Source organism: Cardiobacterium sp., assembly GCF_057314735.1.
This window is the reverse complement of sequence record NZ_DBHKZK010000018.1, coordinates 17,353-32,558: the sequence shown is the minus strand read 5'-3', so window position 1 is coordinate 32,558 and position 15,206 is coordinate 17,353. Positions and strand designations below refer to the sequence as shown.

Here is a 15,206-nt window from a genome sequence, read left to right as displayed (position 1 = left end):
GCGAGTCCGCCTTTGACCCGTTGTTCTCTGTTCATGTTTATTCCTCCCGGATTCCAGATGCGGCGGCGCGTTGCAGCACCAGTTTGGCGCGCTCGATGATGGGGCTATCGACCATTTTGCCGTTGAGCGAGACGACACCAGAGCCGTTGCGTTCGGCTTCTTCGGCGGCGGCAATGACCCGCTCGGCGTGGTCCACTTCTTTCTGCGTCGGCGCGAACAGGTTGTGAATCAGCACAATCTGGTTCGGGTTAATCAGCGATTTGCCGTCAAAGCCCAATTGCTTAATCAGCGACGCTTCGCGCAGGAAACCTTCTTCGTTGCGCGCGTCGGAATAGACGGTGTCAAACGCCATCAGGCCGTTGGCACGAGCGGCGTGCAGGATGCTGCTGCGCGCAAAGAGCAATTCGATGCCCTCCGGTGAGCGCTCTGTTTTCATGTTGCGTACATAGTCTTCCGCGCCCAGGGCAATGCCCATCAGGCGCGGCGAGGCTTTCGCGATGTCGTTCACCGCGAGAATGCCCTGCGCCGATTCGATTGCGGCGAGCAGTTGCGTGCTGCCAACGGCGCGGCCGCAGGCTTTTTCGATTTCGCTAATAGCGGCGTCCATGTCGATGATGTCCTGCGCGCTGTCGGTTTTCGGCAGGCGGACGATGTCGGTGCCGGCGCGCACTACCGCGTTCAGGTCAAGCAAACCAAACTCAGAGGCGAGCGGATTGACGCGCACCACCGTTTCCAGCTCGCGGTAAAGCGGGTGTTGCAGGGCGTGTGCAACCAGCATCCGCGCGGTGTCCTTCTCGGCAAGCGCGACCGAATCTTCCAGGTCAAACATGATGGAATCGGGCTTGTAAATAAAGGTGTTGCTAATCATCGCCGCGTTGGCACCCGGCACGAACAACATACTTCTGCGCAGTTTCATAGCACTTTCCCCCAATCGACTGGCTCATCGGTGGCGCGTAACAGCGCCGCTTTCAGCCGCGCACGCAGCACACAATCGAGCGCGCCGCGGTCTTCCAGCTTGAGCGCGACCGCTTGCACGCCAAGCTGCGCCAGCACTTCGTGCACGGTGGCGCGGATTTGCGCGTCAAACTGCTTGCCGACGCTGCTGTTTACTTCCAGCGACACGCCGGAAGCGGCGGGCGCGACATAGACCATGACGTCGCTGGACTCGACCGTCCCGGCAACACTCTCTTTGCTGATTAACATAAACACTCCTCTATGCAGGATTACCGAACGCTGCGTACAGGGCAGCGCAAAAACCGCGCTATCTTAGAGAAATTAAAAAACGATGACAATCTCAAAACATCGCCGTTGCGGCAGGTCAAGCGTAACGGGCTGATTTCGCGACAAGCGGGCGCGTCGCTGCACGTAGAAAAACGCCGCTTTGTATAATGCCGCCTTCATTTTCCCGTAACCGGAAGGTCATCATGTATCTCGACAGCGCCGACCCCGCCGCCTTTGCCCGCTATCAGCCGCTGGGCATCCTCAAAGGCATCACCACCAACCCGACCCTGCTTAAAGACAGCCCGCGCCTGGCGCAACTGGACGCCATTCTCGCCCAGCGCCCGCCGCTCTTGTTCGTGCAGGTTCTCGGCGCGACTGCCGCGGAAACGTTTACCGACTACCAACACATCCTCGCCACTTTCCGCAATGCGCCGCTCGGCTTCAAAATTCCCGTCAATTACGCTGGACTTGAAACCATCGCCAAAATGCGCGCGCACCGCCTCGACCTGCCGCTGCTCGGCACCGCCATTTACAGCGCCGAACAGGCGATTCTTGCCGGCATCGCTGGCTGCGATTTCGTCGCGCCTTACATCAACCGCATGGAAAACAACGCGATTGACCCCTACGCCGTCATCGCCAGCGCCCGCCGCTACTACGACAACCACGCCATTCCCTGCCAAATCATGGGGGCGAGCTTCAAAAACAGCGCGCAAATCCTGCGCGCGCTGGACGCGGGCGCACACACCTGCACCATCCCGCCCGACCTGCTGCACGCGATGCTGGAGCAACCGCTGGTGGCAGCGGCCATACAGGCCTTTAACGCCGATGGCGCGGCATAGGGCACGCCAATGCCGCAGAATAAACGGGGAATAACATGAACTTCTTTGGCGGCTTCATTCATTTTTGCCGAAGCCCACTGCTCCTGAAATACAGCACTTACGATGAATGCTGGGGCTATCTCATCATGAGTACGGCGATGTTATTGGTCTTTATCGTTACCGGCGATGCGGAAATCATCTATAAAAAAGGCGTTTATTACGACATCTATGGCCCGGTTAAAACAACTTACTACCCGCCACCGCCAAGGGGCAGCCCAGGCCTCATTATCCGGACGGCAGACAAACAGCGCCTTCATTCCGAATGTATCGGATTGCACGAATACTTGTGCAAAGAACCGAAAATAAAACAGTTTTCCGCAGAATACCGCTTCAGATATATCCCCTATGAACGTAGCGGCGGACAAATCCGCGGTCTCATCATTGCCGTTTACAAGGACGGGGAAGAAGTCTTTGCCAACCAAAAAATTCGCCGCTTTTTCTTCGCCAGAAATCTTGAAACATTTATTGTCGGATGTATGAAATTATTCGCCCTGTGGCTTTTTGTCATGAGCATTATCCGGCTGCGCATCCTGCGCCGGGAAAGAATTGCCAAAGGGATGCGTATCTGATGCCAATCCATCAAACAGACCGCAGGGGTAGTTATAGCAATTCCCCTAAGGGCTGTTTACAATTCGGCGGATAAACGCCTCTCTCGCTGCGCGAACTGTTTCAGTCCCTTTGGGACAAGCATTGCTTGCGAAGCAAGAGAGAGGGTTGGGGTGAGGGCAGCAAACAATTGAAAAATTGGAATTTCGGCTCATCAATAATATCGCACACCCCCTCCCCAACCCTCCCCCGCTGCGGGCTTCGCCCTGCAGGGGAGGGAATTTTTCAATTGCAAACAGCCCCTGACCGCACCCTGAAAAATCATTCCGTCCATGAACCCCGAACTCCTTGACCCCCAACTCTGGCTGAAATATGCCGCCAAATATCCACTGCTGGCATTGCTCGCCCTCATCTGGGCAGGCTTCGTCCTGGATCGCCTCACCTTCAAAAGTCTGCGCCAATTCCTCGGCATCCGCCCGCGCCATTTCCTCAGTCTGCCCGCGATATACACCGCGCCATTTTTCCATGTTGACTGGGCGCACCTGCTCTCCAACAGCATTCCGCTTGCCATCATGGGCTTTTTGAGCGCCAACCTACTGCCGCTGCATAAATACCTGCTGTTGCTGCTGCTTGCAGCGACGGGCAGCGGCCTCGGCGTCTGGCTCTTTGGCCGCAACGCCATCATGCTCGGCGCCTCCGGCCTCGTCTTCGCCCTCTTTGGCTTTCTCCTCGCCAACGCCGCCTTTATCCACGACCCGTGGGCGCTCTATTCCGCCATTGCCGCCTTCCTCCTCTACGGTGGACTGCTGGCGTCGCTGTTCAAATATCAGCCGCAAGTTTCGTGGGCGGCGCACATCTGGGGATTCCTCTCCGGCATCGCCACCGCCTGGTGGTTTGCCGGAGCGCCAATGCCGCGCTAAAGGCTGTTTGCAATTGAAAAATCCCCCACTCCCGCAGACGCCAAATTTTCAAAACCCGCCAGATGGCGGGTTTTCTTTTGCGTGTTATTCCGCGTCGCGGCGCAGGTCAATGTCCTGCAGCGGGATTTTGTGGGTGCGGTAACGCAGCTTGTGGTAGAGGTAGAAGGCGAGGAAGACCGGGATGCCCATGTAGGTGACGACGAGGCGTTTCCAGTTGAGGTCGCCTTTCAGCACCAGTTCGGTGTCCTGGCCGATGATGACCAGCACGCACAGGGTGAGTGCCAAGAGCGGGCCGAAGGGGAACCATTTAGCGCGGTAGCCGAGTTCGCTGAGCGAGCGGCCTTGCGCGGCAAAGGCGCGGCGAAAGCGGTAATGGCTGATGGCGATGCCGAGCCAGGCGATGAAGCCGGTGAGGCCGGAAGCGGCGATGATGTACTGGTCAAACAGGTCTTTGCCGATTTCTTCGTTCAGTTGCAGCAGGAAGAGGCCGAGGATGACGGCAGCGGTGGATGCCAGGGCGATGAGCGGTACGCCGCTGCCACGGGTGGTGCGCGCAAAAACTGGCCAGGCGAGGCCGTCTTTGCCCATCGCGTAGAGCATCCGCACCGAGGCGTACATCCCGGAGTTGCCCGCCGACAGCACGGAGCTGAGGATGACCGCGTTCATCACCGCAGCGGCGAAGGCGAATCCGGCGCGCTCAAAGACGAGTGTGAAGGGCGATTTGGCGATGTTTTCCGCGCCCGCGCCGATGTCCGCGCCGAGCAGCTCGTCGCTGGTGTGCGGGATGAGCAGGCCGATGACGAGGATGGCGAGGATGTAGAAGATGAGGATGCGCCAGAAAATTTGTTTGACCGCTTTCGGGATGCTTTCTTCCGGGTTGGCGGTTTCGCCGGCGGTGATGCCGATGAGTTCTGTCCCCTGGAAGGAGAATCCGGCGATGAGGAAGACGCCGAGGATGGTGAGGAAATGGCCGCCCGCGCCGTCACCGAGGAAGGGGCCATCGCCCGCAGTGAAATTGCTGAAGCCGACGTACTCGCCGCCGAGGATGCCGAAGATGGTCAGTGTACCGATGCAGAGGAAGATGATGACGGTGACGACTTTGATGAGCGCGAACCAGTATTCGGATTCGCCGTAGGCGCGCACGGAAAAGGCGTTCAAGAGGCAGATGAGGCCGAAGAAGATCAGGCTCCAGCCCCACGGCGGCAGGAAGCGCAGCGGCTCCCAGTAGGTGATGACGACGGCGGCGATGGAGACGTCCACCGCGACGGTGATGACCCAGTTGAACCAGTAGTTCCAGCCCAGCGCAAAGCCAAGCGAGGGATCGACGTAGCGCGAGGCGTAGGTGGCAAACGAGCCGGAAGTCGGCAGCCAGGTCGCCATTTCGCCGAGCGAGGTCATGAGGAAATAGACCATCAGGCCGATGGCGGCGTAGGCGACGAGCGCGCCGCCGGGGCCGGCGTCGTGGATGGCGCTGCCGCTTGCCATAAAGAGGCCGGTGCCGATGCAGCCGCCGATGGCAATCATCGACAGATGGCGGGTTTTCAGGTGGCGTTTCACCTGGGTATTGGGGGAAGTGTCTGTCATTTCAGTCCTTCTTTTGGATGGTGGAATTTATACATACACCTGAGCGCTCAGGGTGTATGTAAACGGGGTTATGGATGGCTCCCGGTACTATTTTGGAAAGCGCCTTTCGCAGATGGGGTATTGATTCATGCCTGACATCGTTTTTTGTCGCGCTGCGGGTTATTGGCTGCCCCCACCCCATCCCTCCCCCACGGGGGAGGGAGCCTTTCCGCTGTTTGACAGGCTTTCGTTTTCTGTACGAACAGCAAACAGCCGAAACAGGAGATGAAAGCCCATGTATGCAATTTCGTCGAATCATCCTTCCCACGGCGGAAAAGTGAATCACAGGGCGTTTGCGATTATGCCCGTTGCGGGCGTCATTCTGCGGGCATACGCAGGTCAGATCCCTCCCCCGTGGGGGACTGGAACAGCTCGCGCGTAGTGCGAGAGAGCTGGGGTGGGGGCAGCAAACAACCCGCGCAGCGACCGACCATATACAAAACGCCGCAAACAATCTCAATGCCCCTTCTTCACCGGCCGTTGCCAGCCGCTGATGGTTTTCTGCTCGCTGCGCGTCAGCGCCAGTTGCTCCGCCGGGACGTCTTTGGTGATGACCGAACCGGCGCCGATGGTCGCGCCGTCGCCGATGTTCACCGGGGCGACCAGCGCGCTGTTGGAGCCGATGAAAACGCGGTCGCCGAGGGTGGTGCGGTACTTGTTGGCGCCGTCGTAATTGCAGGTAATCGTCCCCGCACCGATATTGACCGTGCTGCCGAGGGTGGCGTCGCCAATGTAGCTCAAGTGATTAACCTTGCTGCCGCGGCCGATAACCGCCGCCTTGGTTTCGACGAAATTGCCGATGCGTACCCCTTCGGCCAGCACCGTTTTCGGCCGCAGCCGCGCGAACGGCCCGACTTGCGCGTTCGCCCCCACCTCGCAATGCTCCAGCCGCGAATGACTGTAAATGCGCGCACCGCTGGCGATGGTGCAACTGTCCAGCACGCAGCCGCTTTCAATATACACATTGTCGCCGAGGCTGACCGCGCCTTTCAGCACCACATTCGCCTCAATCACCACATCGCGCCCGGCGCTGACCGTGCCATGCACATCAATCCGCGCCGGGTCAATCAAGGTAACGCCCGCCTCCAGCAGCGCCTGCGCCTGCCGCTGCCGCCACACCGCTTCCGCCTGCGCCTGCTGCGCGCGGGTGTTGATGCCCATCGTCTCGGCGCTGTCGGCGGCGGGAACGGTCACGACGCGCCAACCGGCGGCGACGTGCAGCGCGATGAGGTCGGTCAAATAAAACTCGCCGGCGGCGTTGTAATCCTGCAATTGCGGCAAATAGCGGCGGAGATACTCGCTTTTCACCGCCATCATCCCGGTGTTGATTTCACGGATGGCGCGCTCGGTGTCGCCCGCGTCCTTTTCCTCAACAATGGCAGTCATCTCGCCCGCCGCATTGCGCACGATGCGCCCGTAACCGTGCGGGTTTGCCACCACCGTGGTCAAGAGGGCAAAGCCGTTTTGCTGTCCCGCCTCCAGCAGCCGTTGCAGCGTCTCCGCGCGCACCAGCGGCGTGTCGCCATAAAGGATGAGAACCAGATCGGCGCGGGCGATGTCATCCAGCGCCATCTGCACCGCGTGGCCGGTACCGCGCTGCTCCGCCTGCAAAATCCAGCGCAACTGCGGCCAGGCGGGGGCGATGCAGGCGCGCAACTGCTCGCCCTGATGGCCGTAAATCACCGCGCTTTCCGTCGGCGCGAGCACTTGCAGCGTCTCCAGCAAATGCACAATCATCGCCTTGCCGCCGACCGGCTGCAAAACCTTGGACTGGGCGGAGTGCATACGTTTGCCTTGACCGGCAGCGAGAATGAGGGCGAGCGTCTTCATGTGGATTCCTTGTGGATGACGTGTGAGTAACTATTGTAACGAAAGCGCCGCTGTTGTGGGATTTTAGCCCTCAAAATTTACTTTCTTTGTGATGAATGTGAATGCGGGTGTTAAAATACGCACATCTCCAGTGAGTTTCTGGTGAAAATCTGATTAAAGGAGCACAATTTTATGAAAAGACAAGAGAATCTCGAACGCGCCAAAAGCGCAGAAACCTGGGACGTCGTCGTCATCGGTGGCGGCGCGACCGGCCTCGGCATCGCCGTTGATGCCATTACCCGCGGATTCTCTACCCTGCTGCTGGAGCGCCGCGACTTCGCCAAAGGCACCTCCAGCCGCAGCACCAAACTCGTGCACGGCGGCGTGCGCTACCTCGCGCAAGGTTATGTCGATCTCGTGCGCGAAGCATTGCGCGAACGCGGCCGCCTCGCGAAAAACGCGCCGCACCTCTTCAAAAGCGAAGCCTTCATCATCCCCGGCGAAAAATGGTGGACGGCGCCGTACTACACCTTCGGCCTCTGGCTCTACGACCGCCTCGCCGGCAAACTCGGCATCGGCCACACCCGCTACCTCGGCAAAGCTGAGGCCAACAAACTGCTCGAAGGCGTCAAGCCGGAAAAACTGCGCAACGGCGTCTGCTACTACGACGGCCAGTTTGACGACTCCCGCCTCGCCATCAACCTCGCGCAAACCGCCGTTGAGCACGGCGCGGCGGTGGTGAACTACTGCGAAGTCATCGGTCTCAACAAAAACGAAGCAGGCAAAATCAGCGGCGTCAAAGTACGCGACACCCTCTCCGGCGACGAATTTACCGTAAACGCCCGTTGCGTCGTCAATGCGACCGGGGTATTCGCCAATGAAATCAACCATATGGATGACCCGCACTCCGAAGACGGCATCGTCCCCAGCCAGGGCGTACACATCGTCATAGACCGCAGCTTTCTCCCCGGCGATTCCGCGCTGATGGTGCCGAAAACCTCCGATGGCCGCGTCCTCTTCGCCGTGCCGTGGCACGACAAACTCGTCGTCGGCACCACCGACACCCTCGTCAAAAACGCCGAATACGAACCGCTGCCGCTCGAACAAGAAGTGGACTTCATCCTCAACACCGCCAAAGACTACCTCGTCAAGGCACCGACCCGCGCCGACATCCGCAGCGTTTACGTCGGCCTGCGCCCGCTTGCCGCGCCGAAAGACAGCGGCAAAAGCACCAAAGAAGTCTCGCGCAGCCACAAAGTCCACGTTACCCCGTCCGGCATGGTGGACATCATCGGCGGCAAATGGACGACCTACCGGCAAATGGCCGAAGACGCGGTCGATGCCGCCATCAAGGACAAAACCCTGCCGGAAAAACCCTGCCAGACCACCGAACTGAAAATCCACGGCCATGCGCCGGCGGACATGGGCAACCACCTCGGCTACTACGGCAGCGACCGCCCGGCGATAGAAGCGCTTGCCCAGGCTGACGCCAAAGCGGGCAGCAAAATCCACCCGGATCACCCCTTCCTCTACGCCGAAGCCTTGTGGGCGGTGCGCGAAGAAATGGCACAAACGCTGGAAGACGTCCTCGCCCGCCGTATCCGCCTGCTCTTCCTTGATGCCCGCGCCGCGAGTGAGGTCGCGGAAGACGTCGCGCGCTACATCGCTGCCGAACTGGGCAAAGACGAAAACTGGGTACGCCAGCAGACGGAAGATTTCCGCAAACTGTGCAAGCAGTACCACTTCTGATTGCGCCTGCTAACAAAAATCCCCGCTCCGGCGGGGATTTTTCATCTGTGGAAATAGCGATACGCACAAAATTCTGCACAAGGCGCGTCGCCATACATAGATTTGTAAAGATGGCTATAAAATCCGCCCTGCCCCTCCTTCGCAGGCGAGGGGACCGCTATGGCGCAGACGTCGCCAGCCGTGCTTTCAGGTCGTATTCAATCGCAATGCCGGCGACGAGCGAGAAGAGGACGGCGGCGGAGAACCAGTAGATGCCGCTGTGGATTTGTACTTCCACCAACCAGCCGAGCTTCAGGATCATCAGCATTTGCGCGACAAAGAAGACGTCTATCATCGAGAATTTCGCCAGTTTGCCGAGCCAGCTCTGCCAGCGGGCGAGCGCGGCGGGTATTGGCGGGTAGTAGTAGAGGTACGCCGCCATCAGCGCGAATTTGCCGAGCGGAAAGAGGACGCTGAAGGCGAGCAGCAGCAGGCCGAGGCCGAAGGTTTTGTCGGCGAGCAGCGCGCCGATACCGGAGAGGACGGTGAAGGTGTTTTTTACCAGTACCAGTTTTTGTACGGTCATCATCGGCAGCAGGATGCCGGGGATGAAGGCGGCGACGCCCGCGAGGACGATACTCAGCAGGATGAGGCGACGGCGGCGGTTTTCGTGGCGGTTCATGCGACGTCCACCAGCGGCGCGGTTTGCGCCACGCCCGCGAGGCGGTACTGGTAACGGCGGCAGTAGTCCAGCCATTCGGCCAGCGCGCGGTTTTGCGCCCGCTTTGCCGCGCGCTGTTGGCGTATGGGCAGGCCGGCATCGAGCATCGCTTCAGCGAGGCGCGCGTCGTGATAGACGCGGATGCGGTAGTCGGGGGCGAAGCGGCGCTGTTGTCGCTGCGGGTAGAAATGGCCGAGCAGCCATTCGCTGGTGTAGGCGTGGCGGCCAATGCAGCGCAGGTAGATGGCCGCCCGCTGTGGCGCGCGCAGGATGTACCAGGCGTCATCGGCGGGCGGTTGCGGCAGGAGGAGGCGGAAGAGCCAGTAGTTGTGTTCGTAGAGCGATTGCAGCGGCACTTCGTCGCGCTGCATGAATCGCGGGGTTTGCATGGGGTCGGGTCTCCGAAAAAGGGGGCATTGTGGGGACGAACGCCGCCACACGCAAGCCTGCGCGATGCGTTAGAATGCGGCTTTTCAACTGTACAAGGAATCATCTCATGTCCTGGCATTCGCTGATTAAAGACATCCCGGACTATCCGAAAGCGGGCATTATTTTCAAGGATATTACCCCGTTGCTCGCCGACGGCCCCGGCTTCCACGCTGCCATTGAGGAGATGGCGCAGTTCTGCGAGGAAAGCGGCCATCAGCCCGATGTGCTTGCCTGCCCGGAAGCGCGCGGTTTTATTTTTGCCTCCGCCCTGGCGCAGCGCCTCGGCATCGGTTTTATCCCGCTGCGCAAGCCGGGCAAGTTGCCGCGTGAGGTCAGTCGCATCACTTTTGATTTGGAATATGGTCAGGATACCCTTGAAGTTCACAAAGATGACGTCAAATCAGGGGTACGCGTGATGATGGTCGATGATGTACTCGCCACCGGCGGCACGATGGCCGCCTGTATCGAGCTGCTGCGCAGTCTCGGTGCGAATGTCATCGGCGCGGCTTTTTTGATGGAAATCGAAGGGCTGCACGGGCGCGACAAGCTGGGCAATATTGAAGTCTGTTCGCTGGTGAAATGCTAATTTCCGCCTGCTTTACAAGTTTCGCCCAACCCCCTACAATCCTTGCACAATTTTTGTATTTTCAACCCTCAACCCTTAAACAGGAGCTTTCATGAACAACATGAACCCCCGCACTATTGAAGCCATCTCCCAGGACGGCATCCTCGCGCGCAACAAGGTGCTGCGCCAAACTTACATCCTGCTCGCCATGAACGTGCTGTTCAGCGCAGCGTGCGCTTATGTCGGTATGCTGATGAAGGTGAACGTACCGTTTTGGCTGTATTTCATCGGCTGGGTGCTGTTGATTCCCGCCGTTTCTGCCAACCGCAACAACGGCCTCGGCATCGTCCTCCTCTTCGCCCTCACCGGCTTCCTCGGTTTCAGTATCTCCAACATCCTGACCCTGCTGATGGGTGCCGGCATGGGCAGCATTATCGTCAAGGCGCTGGTCGGTACTGCCATTCTCTTCCTGGGGCTGTCCGCCTACGTGCTGTTCACCGGCACCAATTTCACCTTCTTGGGCGGTTTCCTCTTTACCGGCATCTTTGTGGTATTCCTCGCCATGCTGGGCGCGTTTGTCTTTAACATGAGCGCGCTGAGTGTCGCCGCTTCCGCCGGATTCCTGCTGATTTCCTCAGGCTATGTCCTCTATGACACCAGCAACATCATTCACGGTGAGGAAACCAACTACATCATTGCGACGTTGAACCTGTTCATCAACATCTTCAATATGTTCCTCAGTCTGATCAACATCTTGACTGCTTTCAACCGCAACTGATTCCGGCAATCCCAATCCGTCTGGCACCTTTCCGGTGCTAGACTTTTTCATTTCTGCAAAACCATGCCGCAACGAGAACTCCTCGCCTGTCCCTACTGCGACGCGCTCTACCAGCGCAAAGCGCTGCGCCGTGGCGAAAACGCCTACTGCACCGACTGCGGCAGCAAAATTGACGACGGCCTCGCCGATTTCCGCAAGGCCTTCATCTATGCGCTGACCGCGCTCATCCTCTTTATCATCGCCAACAGCTTCCCCTTCATCACCCTGAGCCTGAGCGGCGACGACACCACCATCTCCGTTTTCTCCAGCATCAAGGCGCTGTTTGACAACGACCTGCACATCCTCGGCATCCTCGTCTGTATGCTGATAATCGTCATGCCGCTGTGGTACCTGCTCGCGGTGCTGTGGGTCATCATCAGCTTCCGTTACCGCTTCCTGAACGACATCTCGCACAAATTCCTGCACTGGATGACGCACATGGCACCGTGGAATATGCTGGAGGTGTACCTCATCGGCGTTGTCGTCACCCTCGTCAAAATCCTGCAAATCGCCAGCATCACCTTCCAGCCCGGCTTTTGGGCGTTCTGCGCGCTGATGTTCTGCTCCGTCTTCGTCACCCTGCGCTTTGACCTGAGCGATGCCGTATTCCTCGCCTATGAAGAAGACTACCGTCTCTAACGATACCGCCAGCGCCCACGGACTGCTGCTCTGCCTCGACTGCGCCACCGTCGTCCGCGCGCCCGCCCACCGCTGCCCGCACTGCCACGGCCACCTGCACCGGCGCAAACCGGCGAGTTACAACCGCACCTGGGCATACCTCGCCACCGCCATCATCCTCTTCTTCCCGGCGAACCTGCTGCCGATTACCAACACCACCTACCTCACCCAGCCGCCGCAGGCCGACACCATCATGAGCAGCATCGCCCTGCTCTGGCACCACGGCTCCTACGCCATCGCGCTGGTCATCTTCCTCGCCAGCATCTTCACTCCCTTCTTCAAAATCGCGGTGCTGCTCTACCTGCTCGCCTACAAACGGACGGACAAACCGCCGCGCCTGCAAACCCGCCTCTACAAACTCATCCACTTCGTTGGCCGCTGGTCAATGATAGACGTCTTCGTCGTCGCCCTGCTCGGCGCGCTCGTGCACGGACGGCTGGCGCAAATCGACCCCGCGCCCGGCATCTTCGCCTTCGCCGCCGTCGTCGTCTTCACCATGCTCGCCACCGAAACCTTCGATATGCGCCTCATCTGGGACCATTACCGGGAACACCAATGCAAGAACCTGAAATCGCCCGCAACCGACTGAGCTACCTCTGGCTGCTGCCCATTATCGCCCTCGGCATCGGCCTGTGGCTCGCCTGGTCGCGCCTGAGCCAAATCGGCCCCATCATCCAAATCGCCTTTACCAGCGCCGAAGGCCTGGAAGCGGGCAAAACCAAAATCCGCTACAAAGACCTCGCCGTCGGCACCGTCACCAGCATTGACCTCTCCAACGACCTCAAACAAATCATCGTCACCGCGCAAATGCTGCGCACCGCCGAGCCGCTCCTGAAAAAAGACAGCCAGTTCTGGATCGTCAAACCGCAAATCAGCGCCAGCGGCATCACCGGGCTTGGCACCATCGTCTCCGGTAACTACATCACCGTCAGCCCCGGCAAAGACGAAGACCGCGCCAACCACTTCACCGGCCTCGACGAAGCGCCGCAAATCCAGAGTACCGAAGAAGGCCTGCGCGTGCGCCTGCTCACCAACGACGCGCGCGGGGTGAACGTCGGCACCGCCATCTACTACCGCGGCATTGCCGTCGGCCAAATCGAACAAATCCGCTTCAGTGAACACTACGACAACCTCTACCTCACCGCCTTCATCCACGCGCCCTACGACCGCCTCATCACCAACAACACCAAATTCTGGAACGTCAGCGGCATCAACTTCAGCATGGGCGCGGAAGGCGCCAACCTCGAAATGCAATCACTGGAAGCGCTGGTACGCGGCGGCATCACCTTCAGCACCCCGACCACGCTCAACAACAACGACACCCCCGCCAGCCCCGGCACCGTTTACACCCTCTTTGAAAACGAGCGCGCCAGCACCGAACGCACCGGCTTTGAAAAAGAGTACTACGTCGTTTACTTCGACAGCACCACGCGCGGCCTGCGCCAGGGTGCGCCGGTGTACTTCAACGGCATGAACATCGGCGAAGTCATCGACATCCGCCTGCTCTACGACGAAACCGCCAACACCGCCGTCACCCCGGTACTCATCGCGCTCGAACCTGACCGCATCGACCGCGTCAACCGCCAGGAAAAACGCGACCGCAACCTTGTCGCAGATTTGGTCAAACACGGCCTGCAAGCGACCCTGGAAAACGGCAACCTCATCACCGGCGACAAAATCATCACCCTCAAACAATACCCGGACGACATCCGCAGCCTGCGCAAAGACACCTACAGCAACTACCTCGTGCTGCCGTCGCGCGCCGACAGCATCAGCCAGCTGACCGACGACATCAACAGCATCGTCACCACCGTCAAAAAACTGCCGCTGGAAGAAATCGCCGCCAACACCAAAGACGCGACCGCCGCGCTGAAAAACACCCTGACCAGCCCGGCCTTCCGCCACCTCGACCAAACCCTGAAACAACTGGACAAAACCCTGGTGAGCATCCAGAAAGCGGGCGACAGCACCGACAAAGTCCTGACCCAGCTCAACCAACAAATGAAAACCCTCGGCAAACAGCTCGAACAAACCCTGTACAACATCGGCCCGGAAAGCAACCTGACCTACAGCCTGCAAGAAACCCTGAAAACCGTACAGCGCAGCATGAAAAGCATCAACGACGTCATGCGCAAAATCGACGACAAACCGAACGTCCTCATCATGGGAGAATAAAATGCGCACCCTTGCCATCACCGCCCTCGCCTGCCTCCTCACCGCCTGCGGCAGCGTCCCGGACACCTACCACAGCCTGCGCCCGGACATCAGCACCACCCCGACCCAGCAAGGCACGCCGACCGCCATCCGCTACACCGAACTGCCGCCCTACTACGACAGCGAATACCTCGTCAGCTACGACGAACACGGCCGCATCAACATTGACAAAAGCCACCACTGGACCTACCCCTTCAGCGACAACCTGCGCGACGTGCTGCGCCAGGCGATAGCCGGTGCCACCGGCAACAGCCGCACCTACACCTACCCGCTCGCCGAAAACAACCGCCCGGAGGTGCTGATTGACATCCAAATCCGCGAACTCATCGCCGACCCGCCCAACCACCGCTACCGCATCAGCGCCCAATGGCAGACGAGCCGCGCAGGCAGCGACACCGCACCCACCAACCACGAATACCAACAACAGCTGCCGCTGCCACAGAGCGACCCGGACAGCATCGTCGCCACCACCGCGCAGGCCATCAACCAGCTCGCCGCCGCCATCGCCCGCACCCTCTGAATTTACATACACCACCCCGCTACTCTACAGGTTGTGCCCCGGCACACCGCCTCCCCCTCCAAAGACAACCACCACCCGCATCCCCGTCAATCGGCTCCCCTCCCCCTGTGGGGGAGGGGCTGGGGGTGGGGTTAGCCCGCATACTGCCAATGCCAAAATGCCCGCCACCAACCCAAACCCACCACCGCAAGACAATCGACAAACCCCGCCACACAAACATACAATCCCCGCAACACCCCGCTAACCGCAAGGAACCCGCACATGGAAACCAAGCACCCCGAAACCGATCCCCTGTTCCCCGCACCCGCCGCCGTGCGCGACACAGAAAACCCGGCCACCGACACCATCGCCGCCCCGGCAGAACCCGCTTCCGCTCCGGCAGAGACCGGGTCATCATCCGCCGCGCCAACCCCGTTTACCGCCCCCCCGCCTGCTGCTGAACCAGCAGAAACCGCGCTACCGACCGAAGCCGTCACGACCACAACCCTGTTTACCGAAACCGTACCCGTCGCCCCTCCGCCTGCCGCTGAACCAGCA

At 59.7% G+C, this 15,206-nt stretch carries 17 protein-coding genes and 1 pseudogene; 12 read left to right on the top strand and 6 right to left on the bottom strand.

Features of this window, described 5'->3' with window-relative positions; all coding sequences use genetic code 11:
• Nucleotides 1–37 precede the first annotated feature (37 nt).
• Together citE and citD are read right to left on the bottom strand one after the other, a co-directional pair.
• Nucleotides 38–916, bottom strand: coding sequence for a citrate (pro-3S)-lyase subunit beta (gene citE, locus ACO54Z_RS02145; RefSeq protein WP_485995536.1), 879 nt, complete (start codon nt 914–916; stop codon nt 38–40).
• Nucleotides 913–1,203: a citrate lyase acyl carrier protein gene (gene citD / locus ACO54Z_RS02140; RefSeq protein WP_485995535.1), complete on the bottom strand. Its 291-nt coding sequence runs from the start codon at nt 1,201–1,203 to the stop codon at nt 913–915. Before citD ends, citE begins: the two co-directional genes overlap by 4 nt.
• A gap of 12 nt (nt 1,204–1,215) precedes the next feature.
• Here citD and ACO54Z_RS02135 point away from each other — a divergent pair, with 12 nt between their 5' ends.
• The 4 genes from ACO54Z_RS02135 to ACO54Z_RS02120 all read left to right on the top strand — a co-directional run bounded on the left by ACO54Z_RS02135 (nt 1,216) and on the right by ACO54Z_RS02120 (nt 3,565).
• Nucleotides 1,216–1,389, top strand: coding sequence for a hypothetical protein (locus ACO54Z_RS02135; RefSeq protein WP_485995534.1), 174 nt, complete (start codon nt 1,216–1,218; stop codon nt 1,387–1,389).
• Nucleotides 1,390–1,424: 35 nt separating this feature from the next.
• Nucleotides 1,425–2,060 carry a transaldolase family protein gene (locus tag ACO54Z_RS02130; RefSeq protein WP_485995533.1) on the top strand — a complete coding sequence of 212 codons (636 nt, stop codon included), beginning with the start codon at nt 1,425–1,427 and terminating at the stop codon, nt 2,058–2,060.
• A 35-nt stretch (nt 2,061–2,095) separates the two neighbouring features.
• Complete coding sequence (locus ACO54Z_RS02125; RefSeq protein ID WP_485995532.1) at nt 2,096–2,668, top strand: hypothetical protein; 573 nt, start codon at nt 2,096–2,098, stop codon at nt 2,666–2,668.
• A 309-nt stretch (nt 2,669–2,977) separates the two neighbouring features.
• On the top strand, nt 2,978–3,565 hold the full coding sequence (locus ACO54Z_RS02120) for a rhomboid family intramembrane serine protease (RefSeq protein WP_485995531.1): 588 nt from the start codon (nt 2,978–2,980) through the stop codon (nt 3,563–3,565).
• A gap of 84 nt (nt 3,566–3,649) precedes the next feature.
• Here the strand turns inward: ACO54Z_RS02120 and ACO54Z_RS02115 are convergent, their stop codons facing one another.
• Complete coding sequence (locus ACO54Z_RS02115; protein WP_485995530.1) at nt 3,650–5,149, bottom strand: amino acid permease; 1,500 nt, start codon at nt 5,147–5,149, stop codon at nt 3,650–3,652.
• A gap of 495 nt (nt 5,150–5,644) precedes the next feature.
• Complete coding sequence (glmU, locus tag ACO54Z_RS02110; RefSeq protein ID WP_485995529.1) at nt 5,645–7,018, bottom strand: bifunctional UDP-N-acetylglucosamine diphosphorylase/glucosamine-1-phosphate N-acetyltransferase GlmU; 1,374 nt, start codon at nt 7,016–7,018, stop codon at nt 5,645–5,647.
• Between the two features lie 171 nt (nt 7,019–7,189).
• Here glmU and ACO54Z_RS02105 point away from each other — a divergent pair, with 171 nt between their 5' ends.
• Entirely contained in the window at nt 7,190–8,746 is a 1,557-nt protein-coding gene (locus tag ACO54Z_RS02105) for a glycerol-3-phosphate dehydrogenase/oxidase (protein WP_485995528.1), read from the top strand.
• A 157-nt stretch (nt 8,747–8,903) separates the two neighbouring features.
• On the opposite strand, the gene ACO54Z_RS02100 is transcribed toward ACO54Z_RS02105, so the two are convergent.
• Both ACO54Z_RS02100 and ACO54Z_RS02095 read right to left on the bottom strand, forming a co-directional pair.
• Nucleotides 8,904–9,407, bottom strand: coding sequence for a paraquat-inducible protein A (locus tag ACO54Z_RS02100; protein ID WP_485995527.1), 504 nt, complete (start codon nt 9,405–9,407; stop codon nt 8,904–8,906).
• Nucleotides 9,404–9,835, bottom strand: a complete 432-nt coding sequence (locus ACO54Z_RS02095) for a DUF1249 domain-containing protein (RefSeq protein ID WP_485995526.1) — start codon at nt 9,833–9,835, stop codon at nt 9,404–9,406. Before ACO54Z_RS02095 ends, ACO54Z_RS02100 begins: the two co-directional genes overlap by 4 nt.
• 107 nt (nt 9,836–9,942) lie before the next feature.
• On the opposite strand from ACO54Z_RS02095, the gene ACO54Z_RS02090 reads away from it, so the two are divergent.
• The 7 genes and pseudogenes from ACO54Z_RS02090 to ACO54Z_RS02060 all read left to right on the top strand — a co-directional run.
• The gene (locus ACO54Z_RS02090) at nt 9,943–10,461 is read left to right on the top strand and encodes an adenine phosphoribosyltransferase (protein WP_485995525.1); all 519 of its coding nucleotides are present in this window, start codon (nt 9,943–9,945) and stop codon (nt 10,459–10,461) included.
• Between the two features lie 100 nt (nt 10,462–10,561).
• Nucleotides 10,562–11,218, top strand: coding sequence for a Bax inhibitor-1 family protein (locus ACO54Z_RS02085; protein WP_298079547.1), 657 nt, complete (start codon nt 10,562–10,564; stop codon nt 11,216–11,218).
• A 63-nt stretch (nt 11,219–11,281) separates the two neighbouring features.
• Nucleotides 11,282–11,896: a paraquat-inducible protein A gene (locus ACO54Z_RS02080; RefSeq protein ID WP_298079548.1), complete on the top strand. Its 615-nt coding sequence runs from the start codon at nt 11,282–11,284 to the stop codon at nt 11,894–11,896.
• The gene (locus ACO54Z_RS02075; RefSeq protein ID WP_485995524.1) at nt 11,874–12,524 is read left to right on the top strand and encodes a paraquat-inducible protein A; all 651 of its coding nucleotides are present in this window, start codon (nt 11,874–11,876) and stop codon (nt 12,522–12,524) included. The genes ACO54Z_RS02080 and ACO54Z_RS02075 overlap by 23 nt, the downstream gene beginning before the upstream one ends.
• Nucleotides 12,491–14,110 carry a PqiB family protein gene (locus tag ACO54Z_RS02070; RefSeq protein ID WP_485995523.1) on the top strand — a complete coding sequence of 540 codons (1,620 nt, stop codon included), beginning with the start codon at nt 12,491–12,493 and terminating at the stop codon, nt 14,108–14,110. Before ACO54Z_RS02075 ends, ACO54Z_RS02070 begins: the two co-directional genes overlap by 34 nt.
• Nucleotide 14,111: 1 nt before the next feature.
• Entirely contained in the window at nt 14,112–14,669 is a 558-nt protein-coding gene (locus ACO54Z_RS02065) for a PqiC family protein (RefSeq protein ID WP_485995522.1), read from the top strand.
• Between the two features lie 261 nt (nt 14,670–14,930).
• Nucleotides 14,931–15,206, top strand: a pseudogene (locus tag ACO54Z_RS02060) (tonB-system energizer ExbB); the annotation flags it as partial.